This is a genomic window from Bacillus sp. SG20033 (genome assembly GCF_044570195.1).
Lineage (GTDB): Bacteria > Bacillota > Bacilli > Bacillales > Bacillaceae > Bacillus > Bacillus subtilis.
Genome location: NZ_CP172606.1, coordinates 1,839,722 through 1,861,012, shown reverse-complemented (window position 1 = coordinate 1,861,012; position 21,291 = coordinate 1,839,722). Strand labels below are relative to the sequence as shown.

General features: G+C 43.0%; 19 protein-coding genes. 2 read left to right on the top strand and 17 right to left on the bottom strand.

Annotated features, from left to right (window positions below; genetic code table 11):
* Positions 1–44: 44 nt before the first annotated feature.
* The 11 genes from ACFVP7_RS09825 to ACFVP7_RS09775 all read right to left on the bottom strand — a co-directional run bounded on the left by ACFVP7_RS09825 (position 45) and on the right by ACFVP7_RS09775 (position 10,900).
* Complete coding sequence (locus ACFVP7_RS09825; protein ID WP_123373617.1) at positions 45–794, bottom strand: polyketide synthase; 750 nt, start codon at positions 792–794, stop codon at positions 45–47.
* A 39-nt stretch (positions 795–833) separates the two neighbouring features.
* A complete protein-coding gene (locus tag ACFVP7_RS09820) occupies positions 834–1,613 on the bottom strand; it encodes an enoyl-CoA hydratase/isomerase (protein WP_123373616.1) in 780 nt (259 codons plus the stop codon).
* Positions 1,601–2,863: a polyketide biosynthesis 3-hydroxy-3-methylglutaryl-ACP synthase PksG gene (gene pksG, locus ACFVP7_RS09815; RefSeq protein ID WP_029317813.1), complete on the bottom strand. Its 1,263-nt coding sequence runs from the start codon at positions 2,861–2,863 to the stop codon at positions 1,601–1,603. Before pksG ends, ACFVP7_RS09820 begins: the two co-directional genes overlap by 13 nt.
* On the bottom strand, positions 2,864–4,111 hold the full coding sequence (gene pksF / locus ACFVP7_RS09810) for a polyketide biosynthesis malonyl-ACP decarboxylase PksF (RefSeq protein WP_134981728.1): 1,248 nt from the start codon (positions 4,109–4,111) through the stop codon (positions 2,864–2,866).
* On the bottom strand, positions 4,089–4,337 hold the full coding sequence (locus ACFVP7_RS09805) for an acyl carrier protein (RefSeq protein ID WP_003231809.1): 249 nt from the start codon (positions 4,335–4,337) through the stop codon (positions 4,089–4,091). Before ACFVP7_RS09805 ends, pksF begins: the two co-directional genes overlap by 23 nt.
* Before the next feature lie 61 nt (positions 4,338–4,398).
* Entirely contained in the window at positions 4,399–6,702 is a 2,304-nt protein-coding gene (gene fabD / locus ACFVP7_RS09800) for an ACP S-malonyltransferase (RefSeq protein WP_338733847.1), read from the bottom strand.
* The gene (locus tag ACFVP7_RS09795) at positions 6,699–7,673 is read right to left on the bottom strand and encodes an acyltransferase domain-containing protein (RefSeq protein ID WP_338733845.1); all 975 of its coding nucleotides are present in this window, start codon (positions 7,671–7,673) and stop codon (positions 6,699–6,701) included. The genes fabD (ACFVP7_RS09800) and ACFVP7_RS09795 overlap by 4 nt, the downstream gene beginning before the upstream one ends.
* Before the next feature lie 503 nt (positions 7,674–8,176).
* Positions 8,177–9,043, bottom strand: a complete 867-nt coding sequence (gene fabD, locus ACFVP7_RS09790) for an ACP S-malonyltransferase (RefSeq protein WP_339231971.1) — start codon at positions 9,041–9,043, stop codon at positions 8,177–8,179.
* Positions 9,040–9,306: a hypothetical protein gene (locus ACFVP7_RS09785; RefSeq protein ID WP_015252067.1), complete on the bottom strand. Its 267-nt coding sequence runs from the start codon at positions 9,304–9,306 to the stop codon at positions 9,040–9,042. Before ACFVP7_RS09785 ends, fabD (ACFVP7_RS09790) begins: the two co-directional genes overlap by 4 nt.
* A gap of 109 nt (positions 9,307–9,415) precedes the next feature.
* A complete protein-coding gene (locus tag ACFVP7_RS09780; protein ID WP_003231824.1) occupies positions 9,416–10,093 on the bottom strand; it encodes an MBL fold metallo-hydrolase in 678 nt (225 codons plus the stop codon).
* A 189-nt stretch (positions 10,094–10,282) separates the two neighbouring features.
* Positions 10,283–10,900 (bottom strand): TetR/AcrR family transcriptional regulator, encoded by a 618-nt coding sequence (locus ACFVP7_RS09775; protein ID WP_106073927.1) that lies wholly within the window; start codon positions 10,898–10,900, stop codon positions 10,283–10,285.
* A 120-nt stretch (positions 10,901–11,020) separates the two neighbouring features.
* On the opposite strand from ACFVP7_RS09775, the gene ACFVP7_RS09770 reads away from it, so the two are divergent.
* Positions 11,021–11,578, top strand: a complete 558-nt coding sequence (locus tag ACFVP7_RS09770) for a hypothetical protein (protein WP_038428985.1) — start codon at positions 11,021–11,023, stop codon at positions 11,576–11,578.
* Between the two features lie 153 nt (positions 11,579–11,731).
* A complete protein-coding gene (locus ACFVP7_RS09765) occupies positions 11,732–12,187 on the top strand; it encodes a regulatory YrvL family protein (protein WP_080286208.1) in 456 nt (151 codons plus the stop codon).
* 398 nt (positions 12,188–12,585) lie between these two features.
* Here ACFVP7_RS09765 and mutL read toward each other — a convergent pair whose 3' ends face one another.
* The 6 genes from mutL to ACFVP7_RS09735 form a co-directional block, all read right to left on the bottom strand.
* Positions 12,586–14,469: a DNA mismatch repair endonuclease MutL gene (mutL, locus tag ACFVP7_RS09760; RefSeq protein WP_167408201.1), complete on the bottom strand. Its 1,884-nt coding sequence runs from the start codon at positions 14,467–14,469 to the stop codon at positions 12,586–12,588.
* A gap of 15 nt (positions 14,470–14,484) precedes the next feature.
* Positions 14,485–17,061: a DNA mismatch repair protein MutS gene (mutS, locus tag ACFVP7_RS09755; RefSeq protein WP_396583170.1), complete on the bottom strand. Its 2,577-nt coding sequence runs from the start codon at positions 17,059–17,061 to the stop codon at positions 14,485–14,487.
* A gap of 132 nt (positions 17,062–17,193) precedes the next feature.
* Positions 17,194–17,739 carry an outer spore coat protein CotE gene (cotE, locus tag ACFVP7_RS09750; RefSeq protein ID WP_003231833.1) on the bottom strand — a complete coding sequence of 182 codons (546 nt, stop codon included), beginning with the start codon at positions 17,737–17,739 and terminating at the stop codon, positions 17,194–17,196.
* Positions 17,740–18,002: 263 nt separating this feature from the next.
* The gene (ricA, locus tag ACFVP7_RS09745) at positions 18,003–18,434 is read right to left on the bottom strand and encodes a regulatory iron-sulfur-containing complex subunit RicA (RefSeq protein WP_003231834.1); all 432 of its coding nucleotides are present in this window, start codon (positions 18,432–18,434) and stop codon (positions 18,003–18,005) included.
* A 1-nt stretch (position 18,435) separates the two neighbouring features.
* Positions 18,436–19,965 (bottom strand): tRNA (N6-isopentenyl adenosine(37)-C2)-methylthiotransferase MiaB, encoded by a 1,530-nt coding sequence (gene miaB, locus ACFVP7_RS09740; RefSeq protein ID WP_014664026.1) that lies wholly within the window; start codon positions 19,963–19,965, stop codon positions 18,436–18,438.
* A gap of 147 nt (positions 19,966–20,112) precedes the next feature.
* Positions 20,113–21,291, bottom strand: a complete 1,179-nt coding sequence (locus tag ACFVP7_RS09735) for a glycine C-acetyltransferase (protein ID WP_133953826.1) — start codon at positions 21,289–21,291, stop codon at positions 20,113–20,115.

Below are 21,291 nucleotides of genomic sequence, written 5' to 3'. Positions count from 1 at the left end.
CACGCTGCCTCCATTTCACCTGCAAAATTTATATATATTTTCAGTTAATTACCATATAAACCTTTGATTCTACTTTTAACTTCTTCATGATGAAATGTTTCCTCATGCATCATCAGTTCCTGTTCAATGACGCGCGGCAGCTGATTGCGAAGCGGGGCAACCAAATGATCTTTCAGTGTAACCAATGAGTTTCTCGGCTTTTCCGCCAGTTCTTGCGCCAGCTCCACTGCATAATCTAACACGTCTGCACGGGGCAGCACCTTAAAGGGAACCCCTCTTTTTTCAAGATCAGCTCCGCGGTAGCTGCCCGCATTCAATAATATTTCCTGGGCTAGGCTGAAACCCAGTTTTTTAGGAACGATAAAGGTAGCGCCCATTCCAGGCGTAAATCCGTATTTCATAAAATTAGCCGTATACACGCTTTCCCTGCTCAGAATGACTATGTCAGCAAAGAGCCCCATGACAAAGCCGCCTCCAATTCCATGGCCCTGCATTGCCGCAATAACTGGAATCTCGCAATCCAGCGCCAGAGAATAAAGATTGTCATCAGTGAACTTGGTCAATCCCTGTTGAATTCGAAGCAGTCCTTCTTGCGTTCCTCCTGAAGCAAAATAATTATCATATCCTGTCAAAATGACCGCTTTGTATTTTGGGTTCTGCCGTATGTATTCAAACGCTTGAATTAAACCGTCTGTAAGTTCTTGTGAAAACGCGTTTTTATGAATGCGATCTTGCATCTTTACCTGAATAATGGCGGATTCAATTTCGATAAGCTCTACAACAGAATGCGTCATGATGTCCTCCTAACGGTTCTGATTGTCATTTTTAAACGGTTACTGATCCTCCCATGGGAATTGTCCTGTTTCAACATACCTGATGATTCCCATTTGGTTTTGAGGATCAGAAAACATGTTTTGATTTGCAGTTAAAGCGGTGGCTTTCGCACGACTGACTTGATGATCAAGTGAGCTCATAAACTGTTTATAATGTGTGATTCCTTTTTTATTCAGCCTCCGCAAACGCAATAAATGCTTTCTCAGCAGCACGTCACTTTCAGCATCAAAAGCATCTATTAACCCCCATTCACTGGCTTCCTGAACGGAAATCGGCTTTGTCATAAGCGTCATATAATGCGCTTTCTGCCAGCCGATACGGCGGATCAGAAACGGTAAAACACAAGCAGGGTACAGGCCGAATAGCAGCTCAGAGAGACTGAATGACGCCGTCTGATCAGCAATGGCAATATCTGTGGCAGATACGAATCCAAGACCGCCTGCATTCACTTTTCCCCTGACATGAGATATCGTGACGTAAGGGCCGGTCTGCAATTTCAGCCACAAATCATAGAGAGGCTCTTGGGAGCTTGCCTGTTCTCTGCCCCTTTTCATTTCCTGATAGATTTCTTGAAAATCAGCTCCGAAACAAAACACCTCGGGAAGCCCTTCTAAAACCACAACCGTCACCGTTGATGTTTCACATTGGTTTAACACTTGCAAGCATTCTTCTATCAGCGTGTCATTAATCGTATTATTCGCTTCAGGACGGTGAAAGGTAATATAGCAAACCGACGCTTGAAAGCGGACCTTTATCGTTTGATAGGTCACGAGATCCACCTGTACTTTCGATGAAACTCAGAAATTTCTTCTAAAAACAAGCGCGGCTTCTCTTGAGTGGACTGCATGATGCCCGGTATCATCTCAAAGTCCAGCTTTACATTGCGCGTCCCAAACCGCACCATCCCGCTCCCCTTAAACAATAGCTCATACTCTTCCATGGAGAGCTGATACCGGTGATCCAAATGCTTCTCAATACCAAATGTTCGCTGACGCTCCTGGCCTTGCGGAGTTGTAATTCCGCTGTAAAATTCAGAACAGCAGCCGGATCCGTAGGAAAAACAGCCAATTCGTTTAGGCGAATCAAATCTCCCTTGATCTATCGTGCTGGCCAATGCCAGAAACAAGGCTGCCCCCATAATATTTCCAACCCGTTGACAGTAGTTTAAACCTGGTTTTACCCGAGTTAAAAAATCTGTCTCAATCCCGGATGTTTTCACCTTCGCCACCTTACGCATCATTGTCCGGTGCGCACCTTTCACCATCCCGCCAAAGGGCGTATGGTAAGCAAGATATTGAAACGTGTCCTGATAATTGGCACCCGGTACACGCTTTTGATATTCCAGAAAGGTCTGTTCGCAGCAATCCAAATATGACATTAAAGACAGATCAGAATCTCCCGCTTCACTGTCGGGAATGGGGCGGCACGTGTCCATCACTTCATAGCCGTAATAACCATTTGCTCCGGGGTCTATTTGAAACACCTCGGGATTTTCGCCAACTAAAACGGCCACCGCTCCCGCTCCGGCGCTCGGTTCCGCATAAGACCAATCTTCGCTTAAAGCGTCTCCGCCCTCAGCGATTAAAAAACGTGAAATATCACTGGCGATAACCAGTGCTTTGGCACCCGGAGAAGTCTGGGATAATATAAAATTCACCGCCATCTGAAATCCCGCTGTCCCTGAATAACACGCCTGTTTAACCTCAAACAAACGGCAGTTGCGGTTGAGACCTAAATATTCATGGATATATGTACTTAACGATTTCCCAAAGTCGATCCCGGATTCAGAGCAAGTGATCAGCAATTCAATCCGGTCCTTCTCTGCTTCAGATAAAGCATCAATAATCGGCTTAGCTGCATTGACTCCGAAGGTCACGGGATCTTCATAAGGCAGTGCTACCGCTTTTTCTTTCATTAATAAGTTTTCAAATCTCGCAGTATCTAAGTGTCTGTATTTGGCCAGCTCCATGACATCAAGGTATGCCGTTCCGCCAAAGACATTCATCGCTTCTATTCCGGCTGAAACCATTTATGATTCGCCTCCACATTTCTCAATGTTTTGTATACAAACCGCGGTGTTCATTCCGCCAAACCCCATGCTTAAGCTCAGCGCATTTTTGATGCGGTATGAAATCGATTTCTCATTTACCCAATGAAAGGAATCATCGATTGGATGATCCAAATTCCTGCTCGGATGCAGGGTAGTTTTTTTCATTTGCAGCAAAACAGAAATAATCTCTACGATGCCCGCCGCACTAAGCCCGTGTCCGGTTATCGATTTTGTTGCATTGATATAAGCATGGGAAAGCCGGCATGCACGGAGCGCCTTTAATTCTATTTCATCTCCAATAAAAGAGCCTGTTCCATGAGGATTAATATAATCAATATCTTCTGGTAAAAGCCTGGCACGCTCCAGTGCCTTCTGGATGACATGAATCTCTCCTTCTAATGAAGGATCAGGATTCCGGTTTCCGTCCAGTTTGATTGACCAGCCAGACAATGCTGCATAAGGTTTGAGACCTCTTCGTAAAGCCGTCTCCTTTCGTTCTATTACCAATGCACCGCACGATTCTCCATAGATAAACCCGTCTCTGTTTTGATCGAAGGGACGGCACGCTTTTTCAGGTTCATCAGCATATTTGTCCGTCCCCATAGCGCCTAAAGCCCTTAGCGCCTCGCATTCCATATAAGAAAGATCCATTAAAGCACCAAGTGCAATGCAAGTATCAACTTCGCCTGAAAGGACTTGCTGAATCGCATGAATGACCGCTAACTGGCCGCTGGCCGAGGCTCCTCCCACCGTATATGCTAATCCCGTGATGCCAAACTGATCTGTACATATCCCGCAAAGATCGCTGTCCATGAAAGACAGGCCATACGCCGGAGAAATAAAACCGGAGCGGTCTTGATACCTTTCATAAACTTCAAAGGTTTCTCTCTGCTGAAAATTTGATCCGCCAACAACCAGTCCGATACGTGAGGAATCTGCATCGTCCAATTCAGCCTCCTCCCAAGCCTCTGTGAGAGTTACCAATGCAGCGCGGCTGGAGAATGATGCTTTTCGCAACATTTTTTTAGAGAGTCGGTCAGGATAAGACAATGACGCAATTTCGGCTCCAATAAACCGGCTGTCTTTTTGTCTGCCTGAACGCTTCATGACATCAAAGGCATGTCTGCCGGACAGCAGCGAGGAAGCAAAGTCCTCTTTCCCTTGACCGATAGAGGCCGTAACGCCTACACCGGTCACCACCACCTCAGGCAGATTGCACTTTGTCATAAAGCACCTCAGCTAATTCACCGATGTTTTTCACCCCGGATAGCTCAATGCGAGGGATTTTTAGCGATAAATCCTCTAGCACCATCGTGATAATTTCAGCTCTGTCTACAGAGTCAGCTCCTAGCTCAACTAATTGATCTTCAGGCTCAAATCTGTGTCCGTCTAATTCAGGAAGCACCTCGCAAATATTGGTGATTAGTACTTCAAAGATTCTCTGTTTATCCATAATGCGCTCTCTCCTTCAAGGGATTATTTTAATGATTTTTATAGGTATATTTTCATAATATTCAAACTTTTATTTTTATGTTGTCTGTTTCATGCGACGGCTGATACATCGATTGCATCCGTTCATGAAGCAATACTGCCGTTTCTGTCATTAATTTTTTCCCGATTTCATCCACATGGCGGTTTCGCCAATTTTCTAATTGCGATCCTTTAACCCATTGATTAAAGGCTCCCAGCGCGGGACCGCAGTGAATTTGATAATCGACCTTCGAATGTTCGCTTCCGCTGATTGCCAATTTTGAACTGTATCTGAAGTACCATCGGAAAATCAAAGCCATTTTATGCTTCGGGTTTTGTTCAGCCTTCTCAATATCTGCCGCGGGATAATGCAATGCAATATCTTTATATATGTCTTCTATACTGCGTTTAAAGTATTTCTCCTCAAGCTGGGCCAGCATCTTTGCATCCAGCTCACGTATAGACCCATACCGCTGATACAGTTCATATAACTTGTTTGCCCGTGCGGGAAAGAACACGCCTTTCTTTAGCACCTGCACTTTACTGCCCGATTCAAACATATCACCTGCAGGCGCATAGGCTGTATCTTGTACATTCATCTGCTGAAGCAAATCCTTTACTTTATCACTTGTTGCCGCCTCAACCGTACATTGATTGATTGAGCCTGTTAGAATAAAATCAGCCCCTAGCATAAAAGCCGCCATCGCTGCCTCAGGTGTTCCAATTCCTCCAGCTGCACCAACTCTTATTTTTTTCCGGTATTGATATTTTTTCATCATTTCATCTCTTAAAGATGTCATCGCCGGCATCAGGCTGTATGCTACACCGCCATCTGTATGACCGCCTGAATCAGCTTCTACACAAATATCGTCAGCCATCGGAATGCACCGCAACAACTCAGCTTCGTTCATAGTGATTTTATTTTCTCCTAAAAGCTTTTGCAGCATATTCTCAGGCGCAGGACTCAGAAATGATTCTGCAACTTCCGGCCGTGATATTTTTGCTATGAGACGATTTGAGCATATAACGTCACCATTTTGATTTCGTTTCACTCCTTTTGCGCGGTACCTTACTAATGCAGGAGTGACACTTAAAAATGCTGAAGCCTCCACAATGCTCACTTGATTCCTCAATAAAAGATCGATCATTTTTTCTTCTGATTCAGTATGTTTCATATTGTGGACCAGATTGATGCCATAGGCTTGTCCTTTCCCTAATTCACCTTGTATAGCATGGATCGCATCTTCAACCTCTTTCAGGCTCAGACCTCCTGTGCCAAAGAACCCCATCATTCCCGCTCTTGACAGCTTTACTACCATTTCTTTCGAAGCAATGCCGCGGTACATTCCCCCTGCAAGATAAGCATATGTAAGATGATAATCTTGTTTAAATTCAGCACTTCCTAAAGATTCTGCCGTAATCCCAGCTTGAACATTGCGTTGCTCCTTTAGATGCGCACTGATCGCGGGGTTTTTTTTCGGTATATATGTCAATGGTTCAGCTTCATTTTTAATCCGATGAATGAGACCGGTTAAAACAGTTCCAGGCCCAATCTCTTCAAACTCCATTTCTCCTCTTCCCATCAGGAAACGAATGCTGTCCGTCCATTTCACTGTGTTGTCCATCTGTTCAGATAATGTATCTTTTAACCGTTCCTGATGGTATGGTTCTGCATAGACATTGGAGATAACCGGGATCGCCAAAGGTGCAAATTGGAATGAGTCAATATATTGCTTAAATACCTGTTTGGCTTCATTCATATATCTGGAATGAAAAGCTCCGCTCACATTTAATGGATGAAACAGCTTTACATCCTTGGTGTTTTCAAAAACAGCCCGAGCTTTTTCAATCTCGTTTTTCGGGCCGGAAATCACAATTTGCCGGGGCGTATTTTCATTTGCCACATCAATGTCATAAAGACGGTGCTCTTCTAAAACGGCTGTAACTTGTTCCTTACTCAGGCCGATCACAGCAGCCATTCCGCCCCCTGTAATTCGTCCCATCAATTCTCCTCTTTTTTTGACGAGCCTTAATCCGGTTTCAAAATCAAATGCACCGGCTGCCATCAGCGCATTGTATTCTCCTAAGCTGTGTCCTGCCGCAAAATCAGGTTTTCTGCCGGTCTCCTCCACTCTCTTCAAGTAACTGAGTGCATTAACAACATACAAAGCCGGCTGCGTGTATTCAGTATGATTTACATCCAGATATGATTTTTCGGTACATAGCTTCTCTATTGAATAGCCCAATATTTGATCTGCTTGATCTGTCAAATGGTGATACTGTTCAAATAGCCCTTGTCCCATCCCCTTTTGCTGGGAGCCTTGCCCTGGAAAGACATATGTAATCATCTTGTAAACTTCCTTTCTGGTGTACGGAAATACTCAACCGTATTCAGATTTTTCAGCTCCTGATGAAATGGTGTTATGATTGAGCTGCAACGGTCAGCTGAATCACCCGGAATCAGCTGTTTCACAAAAGCAGCTAAGGTGCCGGATGGCCCTAAATCGATAAACTTGCATGTATGCTGGCTTTCCAAATATCGAATCGCTTCACGAAACATCATTGGCTTTCTGACCGCATTCCAAAAGAAATTCTCGTCCATTACGTGAAGGCAGCTTCCCGTTAAGCTCGATACAATCGGTATTGACGGTTTTTGAAAAGATTTTGATCTTAAAAATTCTGCATAGGCACTCTCTGCCGGATCAATAAGCGAAGAATGAAAGGCATAGGACACAGGAAGCAGCTGGCAAAGAATCTGCTTCTCCTTTAAATCCTCCATAATCTTCCTTATATGATCTTCTTCACCAGAAATGACGAAGTGCGAATCATAATTGATAGAAATGAGTTCACTATTTCCAAACAGTTGCGGATGATCATTCAGCAATTGCGGTTTGTCAAGAATGGCCAGCATTTTTCCTTTATCGCAGGAATTCTGGATGATAATAGCCTGTTCAAGTATGCAATCCAGTATATCCTCTGCGTCTGACACACCAGAAACTGCCGCTGCTGCGAATTCTCCCAGACTTGATCCCAATACGTAATCAGGATAAATTCCCCTGTCTTCCAAAACCTTATATAAGGAATACTCAATCATAAAAATGGCGGGGTGGGAAAAAAGAATACTGTCAAATGGATCTGACACACGTTTACCTGGATGGTAGATTTCTTCAACAATGGATGTGCCGATTCGCCGTGCTGCAATGGCATCCATTTCAAGCATTGATTGGCGAAACACGGTATTTTCCTTAAATAGTTCTTTCCCCATGTGATAGTATTGGGAACCTTGCCCGGAAAACATAAAAACAAGCGGTTCATTCATGTGTATAACCTTCTTTTTTTATATTTATGACGGCTATTGGATTTCTCATTTCCATGCATGTTGTTAAAGCACATAGCAGCGATTGAAATGAAATTAATAAATGGAAAAGACATATGTGAAAAAGTAAAGGAGATTCAACTTGGAAGGATTGCTATTGGTGCTCTGGATGCGGTTCATTTATGACGTGATCGTAGATGTATGTTGATATCTCAAAATTGATGTAACATAATAACAGGATCAGCAAAGAACATCGACTCTATGATTGGTGGGTGCGGTTAAAAAAAGGACCATCTAGATGTGGGAGCGATGGTTTGACAGACCGGCTGACATAGTTCAAATGTCTAACTTAATTTATGAGCCTCTTTATGTAACAGTATATAAAGTTATTCAATTAGAAACAGTGTCAATCGAACGATTGAATCTTTAAAACTTTATACCTTAAATGAAAGGAAATCTGTGTTTAGACCTGATTGATGAGGTACACGGCCATAGGGGCAAATGCTTTAGCGGGGCATTGCTTCCGCATCTTTCTTTATGCGATGAATTAACCCAGTTAAAACATTTCCAGGCCCTACCTCCTCAAACTCCATATGGCCTTTTTTCATTAAGTAGCTTATGCTGTCAGTCCATTTCACTGAATGATTAATTTGATCAGCCAGCGTCTGTTTCATGAATTCGTATGTATACGGTTTGGCATACACATTAGAAATAACCGGGATAGACGGAGGCGAAAAATAAAAGGCATGAAGGAACTCATCGAATTCTTCTTTTGCTTTATTCATGTATCTGGAATGAAACGCGCCGCTTACGTTTAAGGGGAGTACCATTGTAACTTCAGTCATCGTTTCAAAAAGAGATGCGGCTTTTTCAATCTCATCTTTTTTTCCTGAAATTACAATTTGATATGGGGCATTCACATTAGCGATATCAACATCATGTAAATGATATTTTTTCAGAGCCTTTGCAACCTGCTCTTCATTTAGTCCCATAACAGCTGCCATACCGCCGTTGCTTATCAGACTCATCAGCTCGCCTCTTTTTCTGACAAGCTGTAACCCTGTCTCAAAATCAAAGGCTTCAGCTGCAAATAACGCATTGTATTCACCCAAGCTGTGCCCGGCGACAAAGTCAGGTTTAACTTCTTCATCCTTGATTTTTTTCAGATAGCTTAGTGCGTTTACCACATATAACGCCGGCTGAGTAAATTGCGTTTTGTTTAAATTGGAATAAGGATTTTCCAGGCAAAGACGTTTGATAGAATATCCTAAGATCTCATCTGCCTGATCCGTCAGTTCTTTAAATTCATCGAATAGGCCGCTGCCCATTCCCTGTTTTTGTGAACCCTGACCTGGAAAAACATATGTGATCATTCTCTCAAAGCCACCCTTCCGATTAGTAAATGTGTTTCACTTCTGTATGATTTTATAATAGTGATGACCGGATAAATAGTAGCATGTTCATGTTGATGGTAACCTCTGTAAATATTATCCGTCAAGTTAATTTTTCCTACAGTTTGCTCCATTGTTTTTCTGCTTTTTTCCATTGAGGAATAAAGGATCAGGAGATATAACAGAACATAAGAAAAAAGACCCGGATTACGTATAGGGCGCCATATCATGATAATACGCTTCATTTTCTTTCAAATGAGTTTTCAAAATAAATAACACCTTCTATATAATCATTTTCGAAAATAAAAATCATTTAGATATTCGAAGAAAAATAGGATAATAGATTCAGAAGGATTATTTAAAATCAAAAATACCTTTTTGGTTTTTACGAGTGCGAAATTTCACAAAATATTCTTTCTTATCAATTTGAAAGTAAATATTATGCTGATAAAGATCCTTTATCGAATGGCCGGGCGATTTGCCAAATGAGTGACCAGGATACACCCGTACATGGGGTGAAACCTCCGACTTTATTCTTTGAATACTATCAAACATCTCTTCCGCAGAGCTGCCATCATCCTCACATATGCCGCACCCTTCTGTAAACACCGTATCTCCGGTAAAAATACTCTCAGAAAACAAATAACACATTCCGCCGGCTGTATGCCCCGGTGTGAGAAGGCATTGTGCTCTTGTGTTTCCTATGCTGATTGTCTGATGATCATCTAGGCTAATTAAATTTCTGCATCGGAATTGATAATAATCAATTTCTTTTTTTGACATATAAACTTGAGCGTTAAACATCTTCGTCAGCGGGTCTACCAGATTTACATGATCATAATGAGAGTGTGTCAATGCGACTGCCTTTAATTCCGCTTCAAGTTCGGAAAGTGTAGTGGTTATCTTACTCAATTCCCATGAGGGATCAACAACAATTGCAGATCTGCTTACAATATCTTCAATGATATAGCAATAATTCGTCCAGCCCTGATACCTTGTTTTAATTGGATGCACCTTGTAAGTAAGATTCATTTATACCATCCCTATCATGTAAAGTTCTTAAACGATGGACCAGTGTTCATCCCTCAGTCCGTCTTTCATTCCACTTTACCAAACAGCATGATTGTTTTCCATTTTTTTCAGAGATCCTTGTTCTTTGAAAATAAAAAAGCGACTCTTTTGGACGCATGCCCAACAAGAATCGCTTTTCGCACTAGTGCCTTAAGGATGTCGTTTTTGTGTCTCACGTGTATCTTCCACGCAAATTGACTCTACATGCTGCATAATGACCCGCTTAATTCGGTCTTTATTCACTCGCACAGGGTCAAGCATGGCATGTAAAGCCAAGCCGTCAACAAGCGCGTAAAGTCTCTCAGTTTCAATGTCTTTATCAGCATTCTGCTTCAGTAAATCGGATTCATCTAAATAGGCAATCAGATTCCGCATGCCGCTGAAAATCCCGTCATGATTCGCATCAAACATATCCTTTTTATGTCTGGCGTAAGCAGTAAAAGCAAACCAAACCTCCATCTCTCTAATCGTTTCTTCATTCGTTGGGACCATTTCAAGCAAAATTTGCAACACTTTTTCCTTAGGGAGCAAATCCCTCACTGTAATGTCCTTAATTCGGGCCGTCACCTTTTCTTGGACAAGTTTCATTGCAAAAGCAAGCAATTCATCCTGTGTAGAGAAATAATGGCGCAGCGCACCTAATGACAATCCTGCTTCCTTTGCAATATTTCTGGCTGATGCTCCCTCCATTCCTCGTTCTAAAATGACGCGCCACGTTGCTTCTGCAATTTGTTTTCTTCTTTTCTCATGGTCAATTTGTTTTGGCATAGCTTTATTGTAACAAGAAAAAAATGAGAGAGCAATTTTTATAATACAGTTGTGTTACAAAAACAAAGATGGTAACATATTATTTAAATAATACAACTGTATTGAAAAGAGGGGAATGGATTGAACGGTATCGCATGGATGATTGTTTTCTGTGAAATTGCGTTTTGGGTTGTCATTGTTTTGGGGCTTGCTGTACGCTACGTATTCAAACGACATACATTAGGACTGCTATTCCTTGCCTTAACTCCAGTTATTGATTTGATCTTGTTAGCGGCAACTGGTGTGGACCTTTACCGCGGAGCCTCAGCGACCGCAGCCCATGGGATTGCAGCTGTTTACATCGGTATATCGATCGCTTATGGGAAACAAATGATTCAATGGGCAGATGAAAAATTTCAATATTATGTGACAAAAAAAGGCGCAAAACCGCTGAAACGTTTTGGAATGGACCATGCCAAGCACGGTGCGAAAGGCTGGCTAAGACATGTGCTGGCCTACTTAATTGGTGCGGGACTATTGGCAGGGATGATCTATTTTATCAATGACTCTGCCCGAACCGAAGCATTGAGCGGCATTCTTAAACTGTGGACTGTCATTATAGGAATTGACTTTCTCATTACAGCCAGCTATTTTATTTGGCCAAAAAAAGAGAAAGCTTCGGCGAATCTCAGGAGTTAACATGATGAAAAGGCCCTTCCCTAGTGGAAAGGGCCTTTTTTGGTTTTGTTAAAATATGCTATACTATTTTCGTTAGAAAATAGACTTATAGATATTTTGGGCTGATTCAAGGGTGCTGTTTGTATGAGTAAGCAGGTGAAGGGAGTGTCATACTTGAACCAAAAAGAACAGAACGAGCACTCTAAAGATTTTAACCTGAGATCAAAATTAATCGGAATTGTATCTATCACTTTTATCGCGGCCATTGCGCTTGCAGTCATCTTCGGTGGCTTTTTCTTCGGGATGAAAGGCTTATTCTCCATACTGGGCATCACATACGCTTCCAATCAAACATTAGCTTTATTTATTTTAGCCTGCTTTGCTGTAGGTTTAATCATAGACCCACTCACAAAGATTCTCTCTATCATTTTGGCAAAATCACTTTCATTGAAAAAGACTGCACTTTTTGCTTTTATACTGTATTTTATCAGCAATCTTATAACGATCTGTTTTGCAGATTACTTTATGCAGTCTATTTATATTCCAGATGTCTTGCTTGTTGTGATATCAGCTTTCATGGCTTTCATTGAACTTGCTTTTGATAACCAGCCTAATAGAGAAGCAGCTTAAAGCCGATGGCAGATATGGAAAATTCATAACACCCTATATTTGGACATCACCAGTTATATAAACGAAAAAAACTCCCTGTTCACACGAACAGGGAGCAAAACACAATGTTGTAATTTAAATTCTGCATTCTAAAATGATTCTCACATTCGGATCATCAAGTTCATCCAAAAAGATAATGATCTTCGGATCACATGCCATATATTTTCCACCCCCTCACCCAAAATATACATTAATCCCAATTTCCTGTAAATGGAAATTTCGTTATACAGAGGAACCATGAAGTATAATGCGTTAACACTGCTCACACGTTTACAACCGTTTCTTATAATCTGACACTCGAAGGAGTACAAAAAAAGCATTGATCCATTCAGAGAATGGATCAATGCTTACCACCCCCGCTACATCACGCGTTTGAACATCTTTTCCATCTCATAAGTGGAATGGTGTATGATGATCGGGCGGCCGTGCGGGCATGTAAATGGGTCTGATGTGCTTCGGAGGTCGTCCAGAAGCGCTTTGATTTCGTCGTTTCTGAGGTGGCGATTTGCTTTGATGGAGCCTTTGCAGCTCATCATAATCGCCGCTTCCTCGCGGAGTTTTTTAATATCTATATTTTTGGAGTCGAGCACCTGCTGAATGATTTCTTCTATGAGCTCTGCTTCTTCTCCCTTTGGAAACCAGGCCGGGTGGCAGCGGACGATGTAGCTGTTAGAGCCGAATGACTCTAAAAAGACACCGACGCTTTCGAGCTCTTGTTTGTGCTGTTCAATAATCAAAGCCTCATTTGTGGAGTAGTGGAACGTCAGCGGTACAATCATCTCCTGCACCTCAGGCTCAACCTCCCCCACCTTTTCACGGAAGTACTCATATTTAATACGTTCTTGGGCGGCGTGCTGGTCGATAATATATAGGCCGTTTTCGTTTTGTGCCAATATATAAGTCCCGTGCATCTGGCCGATCGGGTACATAATTGGAACCCGATCAGACGCTGGCTGCTGCTGTTCCACATGGCATTCCTGCTCAAATGTTTCAGGCTGTTCTTCTGAAACATCGGACACCTCAAGGGTTTGTTCCTGATCAACGATAGGTGGAGCATCAAATTGGAGAGGAGGCAATTCTTCCTCCACATCAACCGGCTCTTTCACGACTGAGCTGAGCTTCATTGGTGAATAAGATGGCGCATGCGCTTTTTCCGGTACTTTTCTTTCCGGAGGCTTTTCATCAAAGGTTATGAACTGCTGCTCATTTTTGATAACAGGTGCCGATTTTTTCGGGAGCTGGGCACTCGGAATCAGCTGCTGCTGTTTAAATACATCTTTAATTCCGTCACGAATTAAGTCATGAAGCTCTGTTTCCTTGCTAAGCCGGACCTCAAGCTTCGATGGATGCACGTTGACATCGACTAAAATCGGGTCCATCGTAATTTCTATAAAAGTAATCGGATGGCGTCCGATCGGCAGAAGCGTATGATAGCCTTCATGAACCGCTTTGACGAGCGGGAAATTTTTAATGTAACGGCCATTGACCACAGACGACATATAGTTCCTCGACGCCCGTGTAATCTCTGGGAGGGCGATATATCCCTTTACTTCAAAATCCAAGGAGCTCACATGCAGCGGAAGCATTTTTTTGGCGACAGCCGTGCCGTAAATCGCTGCCAGTACATGGCGCACATCTCCGTTTCCGTTCGTTTGAAGCAGGTTTTTCCCATGATGGCGCAAGCGGATCGATACCTCTGGATGCGCCAGAGCAATACGGTTAACCACGTCTGTAATGTTTCCAAGCTCTGTATGAACGGTTTTCATATATTTCAAACGGGCCGGTGTGTTAAAAAACAGGTTGGAAACGACAATTTCAGTTCCCTTCCTGCTTGAGGAACGCGATTCGGAAATGATGTTTCCTCCTTGGAGGACGAGCTTCGTCCCAGCTCCTTCACCAGTGCTTGTTGTAATCTCCAGATGAGAGACTGACGCGATACTCGGCAGGGCTTCTCCCCTGAAACCGAGCGTTCTCACCCTGAATAAATCATTTTCATCTTTTATTTTACTCGTTGCGTGGCGGCGGAAAGCTCGCTTGCAATCTTCATTCTCCATTCCTTCGCCGTTATCCAAGACCCGAATGGATGCAAGGCCTGCTTCCTCAATATCGATTTCAATGACTGTGCTGTCAGCGTCGATCGCATTTTCCACCAATTCTTTGACGACTGAGGCGGGCCGTTCCACAACCTCGCCCGCCGCTATTTTATTTGAAAGCTCATCTGACAGCTGGATGACTTTTGCCACATTCATCACCCCGTTTTAATGTAATTTCTTTTGCAGCTTGTACATTTCATTCATCGCTTCAAGCGGTGTCATATCAAGTATATTAAGTGATTTGAAAGCATCGATCACTTGCTTTTCTTTTTTTGAAAGCTTTGGTGTTTCAGCCGGCTTTTCCGCTTCGTCAAAAAAGGACAGCTGTGCCGGCTTTTCTTTCACCTGAGGTTTCTGCACCGGCACTTCCGGTTTGTTTCCTGAATGTTCAAGCTCTTTTAAAATATCTTGAGCGCGCGCAATCAGATCTCCCGGCAGTTCGGCAAGCTGAGCTACATGGATACCATAGCTTTTATCAGCGGCACCTTCTTTAATTTGATGAAGAAAGACAACCGTTCCGTTATATTCTTCAGCGCGAACATGAACGTTTTTCAGCTGGGGCAGCTTGTCCTCTAGAACGGTCAGCTCGTGATAGTGTGTGCTGAACAGCGTCTTGGCGCCGATATGATCGTGAACATATTCAATAATCGCCTGTGCCAGCGCCATGCCGTCATAAGTGGACGTTCCCCGCCCGATTTCATCAAACAGGATGAGGCTGTTTTTCGTCGCATTGACAATCGCATTTTTCGCTTCAAGCATTTCTACCATAAATGTACTTTGTCCGGAAATCAAATCATCTGCAGCGCCGATTCGCGTAAAAATTTGATCGAAAATCGGGAGCACCGCTTTTTTCGCGGGTACAAAGCAGCCGATTTGCGCCATAATGGAAATGAGCGCGATTTGTCTCATATACGTGCTTTTCCCTGACATGTTTGGACCTGTAATGAGAAGCATTTGTCTGTTATCGCCCATCATACAGTTGTTCGGGACATATTCCTGGCTGTCCATGACTTTTTCAACAACCGGGTGTCTGCCTTCAATCACTTCGACTTCATCTTTAGAGAACTCCGGTTTCGTGTAGTGGCGATTTTCACTGATTGTCGCAAAGCATTGCAGTGCGTCCAGCTCGCTCATCTGTTTTGCAAGCAACTGTAGCCGCGGAATATACTGCTTCACTTTCTCGCGCAGCTCGGTAAACAGCTCGTACTCCAGCTCACAGATGTTATTTTCCGCCTCTAAAATGAGCGCTTCTTTTTCTTTTAATTCAGGTGTAATGTAGCGCTCTGCATTGGTTAACGTCTGCTTCCGCTCATAACGCCCTTCCTCAAGCAAGTGCAAATTTGCTTTTGTCACTTCAATGTAATAACCGAAAACTTTATTAAAGCCAACCTTTAAAGAACGAATGCCTGTGTATTCCCGCTCCTGCTGTTCCAGGCGGGCAATCCAGTCTTTTCCGTTTCTGCTTGCATCACGATATTCATCAAGCTTTTGATTATAACCATCTTTAATCAGATTCCCTTCTTTTACCGATAAAGGAGGGTTTTCGTACAGCGCTTCTTCCAGCAGTTCAAGTACATCCCCGCAAGGGTCAATGCGCTCTGCACGTTCCTTGGCCTTGTCATGAGCCAGTGAAGCAACCAGCTGTTTGATGCCAGGAACTTGCTTTAACGATTCCTTCAGCTGAATCAAATCCCGGGCATTGACATTTCCGAATGCAACGCGGCCGGCAAGGCGTTCTAAGTCATACACTTCTTTTAAACGTTCACGCAGATCTTCCCGTTCAAAGAAATGGGACATCAATGTTTCCACCATTTCTTGGCGCTCTTCGATTTGATTGACTCTGATAAGCGGCCGGTCAATCCACTGTTTAAGCAGCCGGCCTCCCATTGCCGTTTTTGTTTCATCCAGCAGCCACAAAAGGGAGCCTTTTTTATTTTTCGAACGAATCGTTTCGGTCAGCTCCAGATTACGCTTTGAGTACAAGTCAATTTTCATCGCTTCCTCAAGCTCATACACCTGCACGGGCTGAAGATGATCAAGGCTGCGCTTTTGGGTTCTTTTCAAATACGTATATAAGCGCATAAATGTTTTTGTTATATCTTCATTATTTAAGTGCTCAATGATCGTTACGTGTTCGTCTGTTTCTCCATCTTCAATTGAGATCGTTGCACCGCACCGCTCTCTCAGTTGTGCCACTGTATCGGCATCCAAGCTTCCTGAAACCACGATTTCCCGTGCGCCGACTGAATAAATTTCTGATATGACGTCTTCAAGCCGTTCAATCAAAACAGCCAAATTTTCTCCCGTTGTTAAATCAGACAGCGCAAGTCCGTATCCGTTCGAGCAAGTTGAAACAGATGCGATAAAATTATTTTCCGATTCATGGATGCCTTTGCCGTCCATTACAGTTCCGGGCGTAATCAGCTGAACCACTTCTCTTTTCACAACGCCCTTTGCGGCTTTCGGATCTTCCGTCTGTTCACAGATCGCCACTTTGTATCCTTTTTTAATAAGCTGTTCGATATACGCGGAAGCAGAATGATACGGCACACCGCACATCGGTATTTTTTCAGCCGCACCGCCGTCTCTGCTCGTTAACGTAATTTCCAGCTCCTGTGACGCTTTTTTGGCGTCCTCAAAAAACATTTCGTAAAAATCACCCAGGCGAAAAAATAAAAAGGCATCCTGGTGCTCTGCCTTTATTTTTAAATATTGCTGTATCATAGGCGTATAACCGGCCATTGTTTAATCCCTCACTATGTATCAACGTTTCTATTTTCCAACCTTCATTATAACATAAACAAAAAGTGATAAAAGAATGATATATCAATATAAAAAAGAGACTTGGGGGTACTGTCTCCCCTAGTCCCTTTTTTATTCTTCAGGATCTCCCACTAAAAACTCCGGGTTGATGTCTTCAAGCTCTTCATCAAGCTCATCTTCCCAATCTTCCTCGTCATCCTCTTCCCAGTCAGGATTGACCTCAACAACTACCTTTGTTTCCCCTACCACTTCCGCCAAAAATTCTCTTTCTGCCTGCACAACGATTTTATTTCCATTCGGCGAAATGGTCACTTCAAGGCAGTTTGGCTGCTGAAGCACTTTGGCAATCACTTCATGCTCATCATCTAAGTAATTATTGTCTCTGTATCTGAGTTTAATGACATCTACATATTTTACCCGTTCTGTGACAACCTCTGTCTTTGTGTTGTCCGCGTAAGAGTACCATACGTTTATATCATAATACCCTTCAATTTCTACCGTTTTTCCAATTTTTTCAGCGTCATACTTGTGGTTAATAATCCAACCACCCAAAATGCTGCTCGGTTTTTTCTCAGGCGAGATGGTGTTGGTGCATTGGGTGAATTTTCGGCCTTTCGCTACTACTGCCTTCGTAATAATTTCCCTGTATTCAGACATTCCGGCATGCCTCCTTGTTCTTCTTCGTGTTATCTTATGCTGGGCATTTGTCTAGTGTGCATTTTTATAAATAAAATATAAAAATACAAAGTTTCTGTTCCATTGTATGCAGGGGTGCCTAGAAACTTTACTTATAAGTGCGATAAAGTTTATACGCGGCTGAGCACAGAAAAACCAATTGAACATTTGGTACATAGATTATTTAGTTCATTTTTAACCGCACAAATGATAAAAAAAAACACGGGCCTGTTAAGGCACCGTGTTTAGAGAGAACAGCTGTTATTTGAATGCTTCACCTTTGAACCGGTTTCCCCTTTCAGCAGGTCGCCTCCGGTTGATGTGATGATTTCATTTGTGACTTGGTTGGAAATGGTGTGTGCAACGAGCTGCAATAGGTCATTTACTTCCATCTGCGAGTCTCTGAATTCCTGGATAACAGGAATCTCTTCAAGCTCTTCTTGCAGCGCGTCAATTTTTGCTTCTACTTGTTTGAGCGCTTCATGCTTTTCATAATGCTTCAGATTGACAGCCTGCTTTTGCAGGGCTTTAATCTGATTAACGATTGTGGACACTTTGTCATTCTCATTGATTTGCGCTTCAGCCCGTTTGAAAAAATCAACCTCTTCTGTTTCAGAAATCATTTTTGCAAGGTTTCGAGCCTGCTGCACAATGTCTTTTTTTGAGTAGAGCGTCATCTCATTTCACCTCGATTGCTTCTCCTACCATTTCTCCGTCAAGCGACCATGTTTTCGCTTGCTGGATTTTCACGCGGACGATTTTGCCGATGGCTTCCTTCGGCCCTTTGAAATTGACAAGCTTGCTTTTTTCAGTATAGCCCGCAAGAATATCAGGGTTATTTTTGCTTTCACCCTCAACTAATACTTCGACAACCTTGCCTTCGTATTCCTTCATTTTTTTAGCAGAAATTTCATTCACCAGTGCGTTTAGACGCTGCAGGCGTTCTTTTTTCACACGCATCGGTACATTATCTTTCATCTTAGCAGCCGGAGTGCCTTCACGCGGAGAGTAAATGAACGTATAGGCGCTGTCAAACTCCACTTCACGGTATAGAGAAAGCGTTTCTTCAAACTGTTCGTCCGTTTCATTTGGAAATCCGACGATAATGTCCGTTGTCAAAGAAGCGTTTGGCATTGCTTCTTTAATTTTTCGCACCAGCTCCATGTAACGCTCTCTGTCATATTTGCGGGCCATCAGCTTGAGAACTTCTGAGCTTCCTGATTGAACCGGAAGATGAATGTGATCAAGCAGATTTCCGCCTTTTGCCAGCACTTCAATGAGGCGGTCGTCAAAGTCGCGCGGATGACTCGTTGTAAAACGGATTCTCGGGATATCGATTTTTCTCAGTTCATCCATCAAATCACCAAGTCCGTACGTCATATCTTCAAAGTCTTTTCCATACGCGTTTACGTTTTGGCCTAACAGAGTAATTTCCTTATAGCCTTCACTTGCGAGCCTTCTCACTTCCTGAATGATATCCTCAGGGCGGCGGCTTCTTTCTTTTCCGCGTGTGTAAGGCACAATGCAATACGTACAGAATTTGTCACAGCCGTACATGATATTGACCCAGCCCTTAATTTTTCCATTTCGGACTTTCGGAAGGTTTTCAATAACGTCCCCTTCCTTAGACCAAACTTCTACAACCATTTCTTTTGAAAGGTATGCTTCTGACAAAAGCTCCGGCAGGCGATGAATGTTATGCGTTCCGAAAATCATATCGACAAACGGATGTTTTTTCAAAATACGGTTCACGACTGATTCCTCTTGGGACATACAGCCGCACACACCTAAAATCAGATCGGGATTGTTTTTTTTCAGTGCTTTTAAGTGCCCGAGCTCACCAAACACCTTGTTCTCAGCATTTTCACGGATTGCGCATGTATTTAACAAAATGACATTGGCATCGTCAACAGAGTTTGTCGCTTCATAACCTAGCGCCATAAAGATCCCTGCCATAACCTCTGTATCGTGTTCATTCATTTGGCAGCCGTACGTACGGATATAGAACTTTCTTCCGTCTCCCAATCCTTTAAATTGTTCAGAAATTTTAAAGTCATTATGATAAGTAACGGCTTCCTTGCCTCGTTTTTTCGCGTCTTTTAAAGAAGGCGGAATGTAAACAGCTTCAAAGTACTTGCTGTAATCCTTCTCGGATTTTTTGTCCGATGGATTAACTTGTCCGCTCTCTAATTTTTGTTTTTCATTCATGTCATATTTTCTCCTTTCAAACCAAACTTCCACCCTTCAGTATAAAGGTTATTGAAGCTCTGCACAACTGGCAACCTATCATTGTACACTCATTGAGAATAATAATCAATAAGGAATCAAAAGAGGAAGAGTAAACTCTTCCTCTTGTTACAATAGCTGGAGCTCCTTTGCCGTCTTTTCGATGACATCAAGCGCCTGATCCAGTTCATCCTTGGTGTGCTCTGCTGTTATAATCGTGCGAATTCTGGCTTTTCCCTTTGCTACAGTCGGGAAAACGATACTTTGGGCAAAAACACCGTGAGAAAGGAGCTGATCTGAAAATTGCTTTGCCACACCTTCATCACCTATTAAAATAGGAAGAATCGGCGTTTGACTCTCTGTGAGAGTCAAACCCATTTTCACAAGCATTGCTTTAAAATAGGCAGTATTCTCCCACAAGCGCTCCATATGCTCCGGCTCTTCAAGCAAGACATCAATTGCTTCCATACAAGCTGCAGTGACAGCCGGCGGATGAGATGTGCTGAATAAAAATGGACGGCCTTTATGGCGCAAATAATCGATCAGCACCTTTGAACCTGCAGCGTAGCCGCCGAGCACTCCGATTGCCTTGCTTAATGTTCCGACCTGAATATGAACTCTGCCGTCAAGGCCGAAGTGATTCACCGTTCCCCTGCCGTTTTCGCCAAGTACTCCGGATGCATGGGCGTCATCCACCATCACAAATGCGTCATATTTCTCAGCGAGCTCTACAATATCAGGCAGAGGAGCTATGTTGCCATCCATGGAAAATACGCCGTCTGTCACAATCAGACGCATCCGATAATTCATTGACTTTCTCAGCACCCGCTCTAAATCACTCATATTGACGTGCTGATACACCTTTTTATCCGCCTTTGTCAGTCGAATTCCGTCAATAATAGAGGCATGGTTCAATTCATCTGAGATGACAATGTCCTCTTTTGATAGAATACTTGAAAGTACGCCTTGGTTTGTTGTGAAGCCTGATTGGAATACAAGTGCCGCCTCCGTTTTTTTAAAGGCTGCCAGCTTTTTCTCAAGCTCTTGATGCATTGTAAATGTACCGGCAATCGTTCTCACTGATCCGGTGCCGGCTCCATACTGCTGAACGGCCTCCTGTGCGGCGTTGATGAGTCTAGGATGTGAAGTGAATCCGAGGTAATTATTAGAAGATAGCTGAATGACTTTTTGGTGATTCACTGTGACAGATGAGCCCTGCATAGATTCAAGCTGTTTTATGTCTTGCCATGTATGGTTTTCTTTCATACTATCAAGATCTGCTTTTAAAAACTCAAATTCCTTCGTCAT

What these genes read in the sequence shown, in the direction of transcription:
- miaB (WP_014664026.1), bottom strand. Translation starts at nt 19,965, where the DNA reads ATGAATGAAAAACAAAAATTAGAGAGCGGACAAGTTAATCCATCGGAC.
- ACFVP7_RS09785 (WP_015252067.1), bottom strand. Translation starts at nt 9,306, where the DNA reads ATGAAGCGTATTATCATGATATGGCGCCCTATACGTAATCCGGGTCTT.
- pksG (WP_029317813.1), bottom strand. Translation starts at nt 2,863, where the DNA reads ATGGTTTCAGCCGGAATAGAAGCGATGAATGTCTTTGGCGGAACGGCA.
- ACFVP7_RS09735 (WP_133953826.1), bottom strand. Translation starts at nt 21,291, where the DNA reads ATGACGAAGGAATTTGAGTTTTTAAAAGCAGATCTTGATAGTATGAAA.
- ACFVP7_RS09775 (WP_106073927.1), bottom strand. Translation starts at nt 10,900, where the DNA reads ATGCCAAAACAAATTGACCATGAGAAAAGAAGAAAACAAATTGCAGAA.
- ricA (WP_003231834.1), bottom strand. Translation starts at nt 18,434, where the DNA reads ATGACGCTCTACTCAAAAAAAGACATTGTGCAGCAGGCTCGAAACCTT.
- ACFVP7_RS09780 (WP_003231824.1), bottom strand. Translation starts at nt 10,093, where the DNA reads ATGAATCTTACTTACAAGGTGCATCCAATTAAAACAAGGTATCAGGGC.
- fabD (WP_338733847.1), bottom strand. Translation starts at nt 6,702, where the DNA reads ATGATTACATATGTCTTTCCAGGGCAAGGCTCCCAGCAAAAGGGGATG.
- fabD (WP_339231971.1), bottom strand. Translation starts at nt 9,043, where the DNA reads ATGATCACATATGTTTTTCCAGGTCAGGGTTCACAAAAACAGGGAATG.
- ACFVP7_RS09805 (WP_003231809.1), bottom strand. Translation starts at nt 4,337, where the DNA reads ATGGATAAACAGAGAATCTTTGAAGTACTAATCACCAATATTTGCGAG.
- cotE (WP_003231833.1), bottom strand. Translation starts at nt 17,739, where the DNA reads ATGTCTGAATACAGGGAAATTATTACGAAGGCAGTAGTAGCGAAAGGC.
- mutS (WP_396583170.1), bottom strand. Translation starts at nt 17,061, where the DNA reads ATGGCCGGTTATACGCCTATGATACAGCAATATTTAAAAATAAAGGCA.
- pksF (WP_134981728.1), bottom strand. Translation starts at nt 4,111, where the DNA reads ATGACAAAGTGCAATCTGCCTGAGGTGGTGGTGACCGGTGTAGGCGTT.
- ACFVP7_RS09795 (WP_338733845.1), bottom strand. Translation starts at nt 7,673, where the DNA reads ATGAATGAACCGCTTGTTTTTATGTTTTCCGGGCAAGGTTCCCAATAC.
- ACFVP7_RS09825 (WP_123373617.1), bottom strand. Translation starts at nt 794, where the DNA reads ATGACGCATTCTGTTGTAGAGCTTATCGAAATTGAATCCGCCATTATT.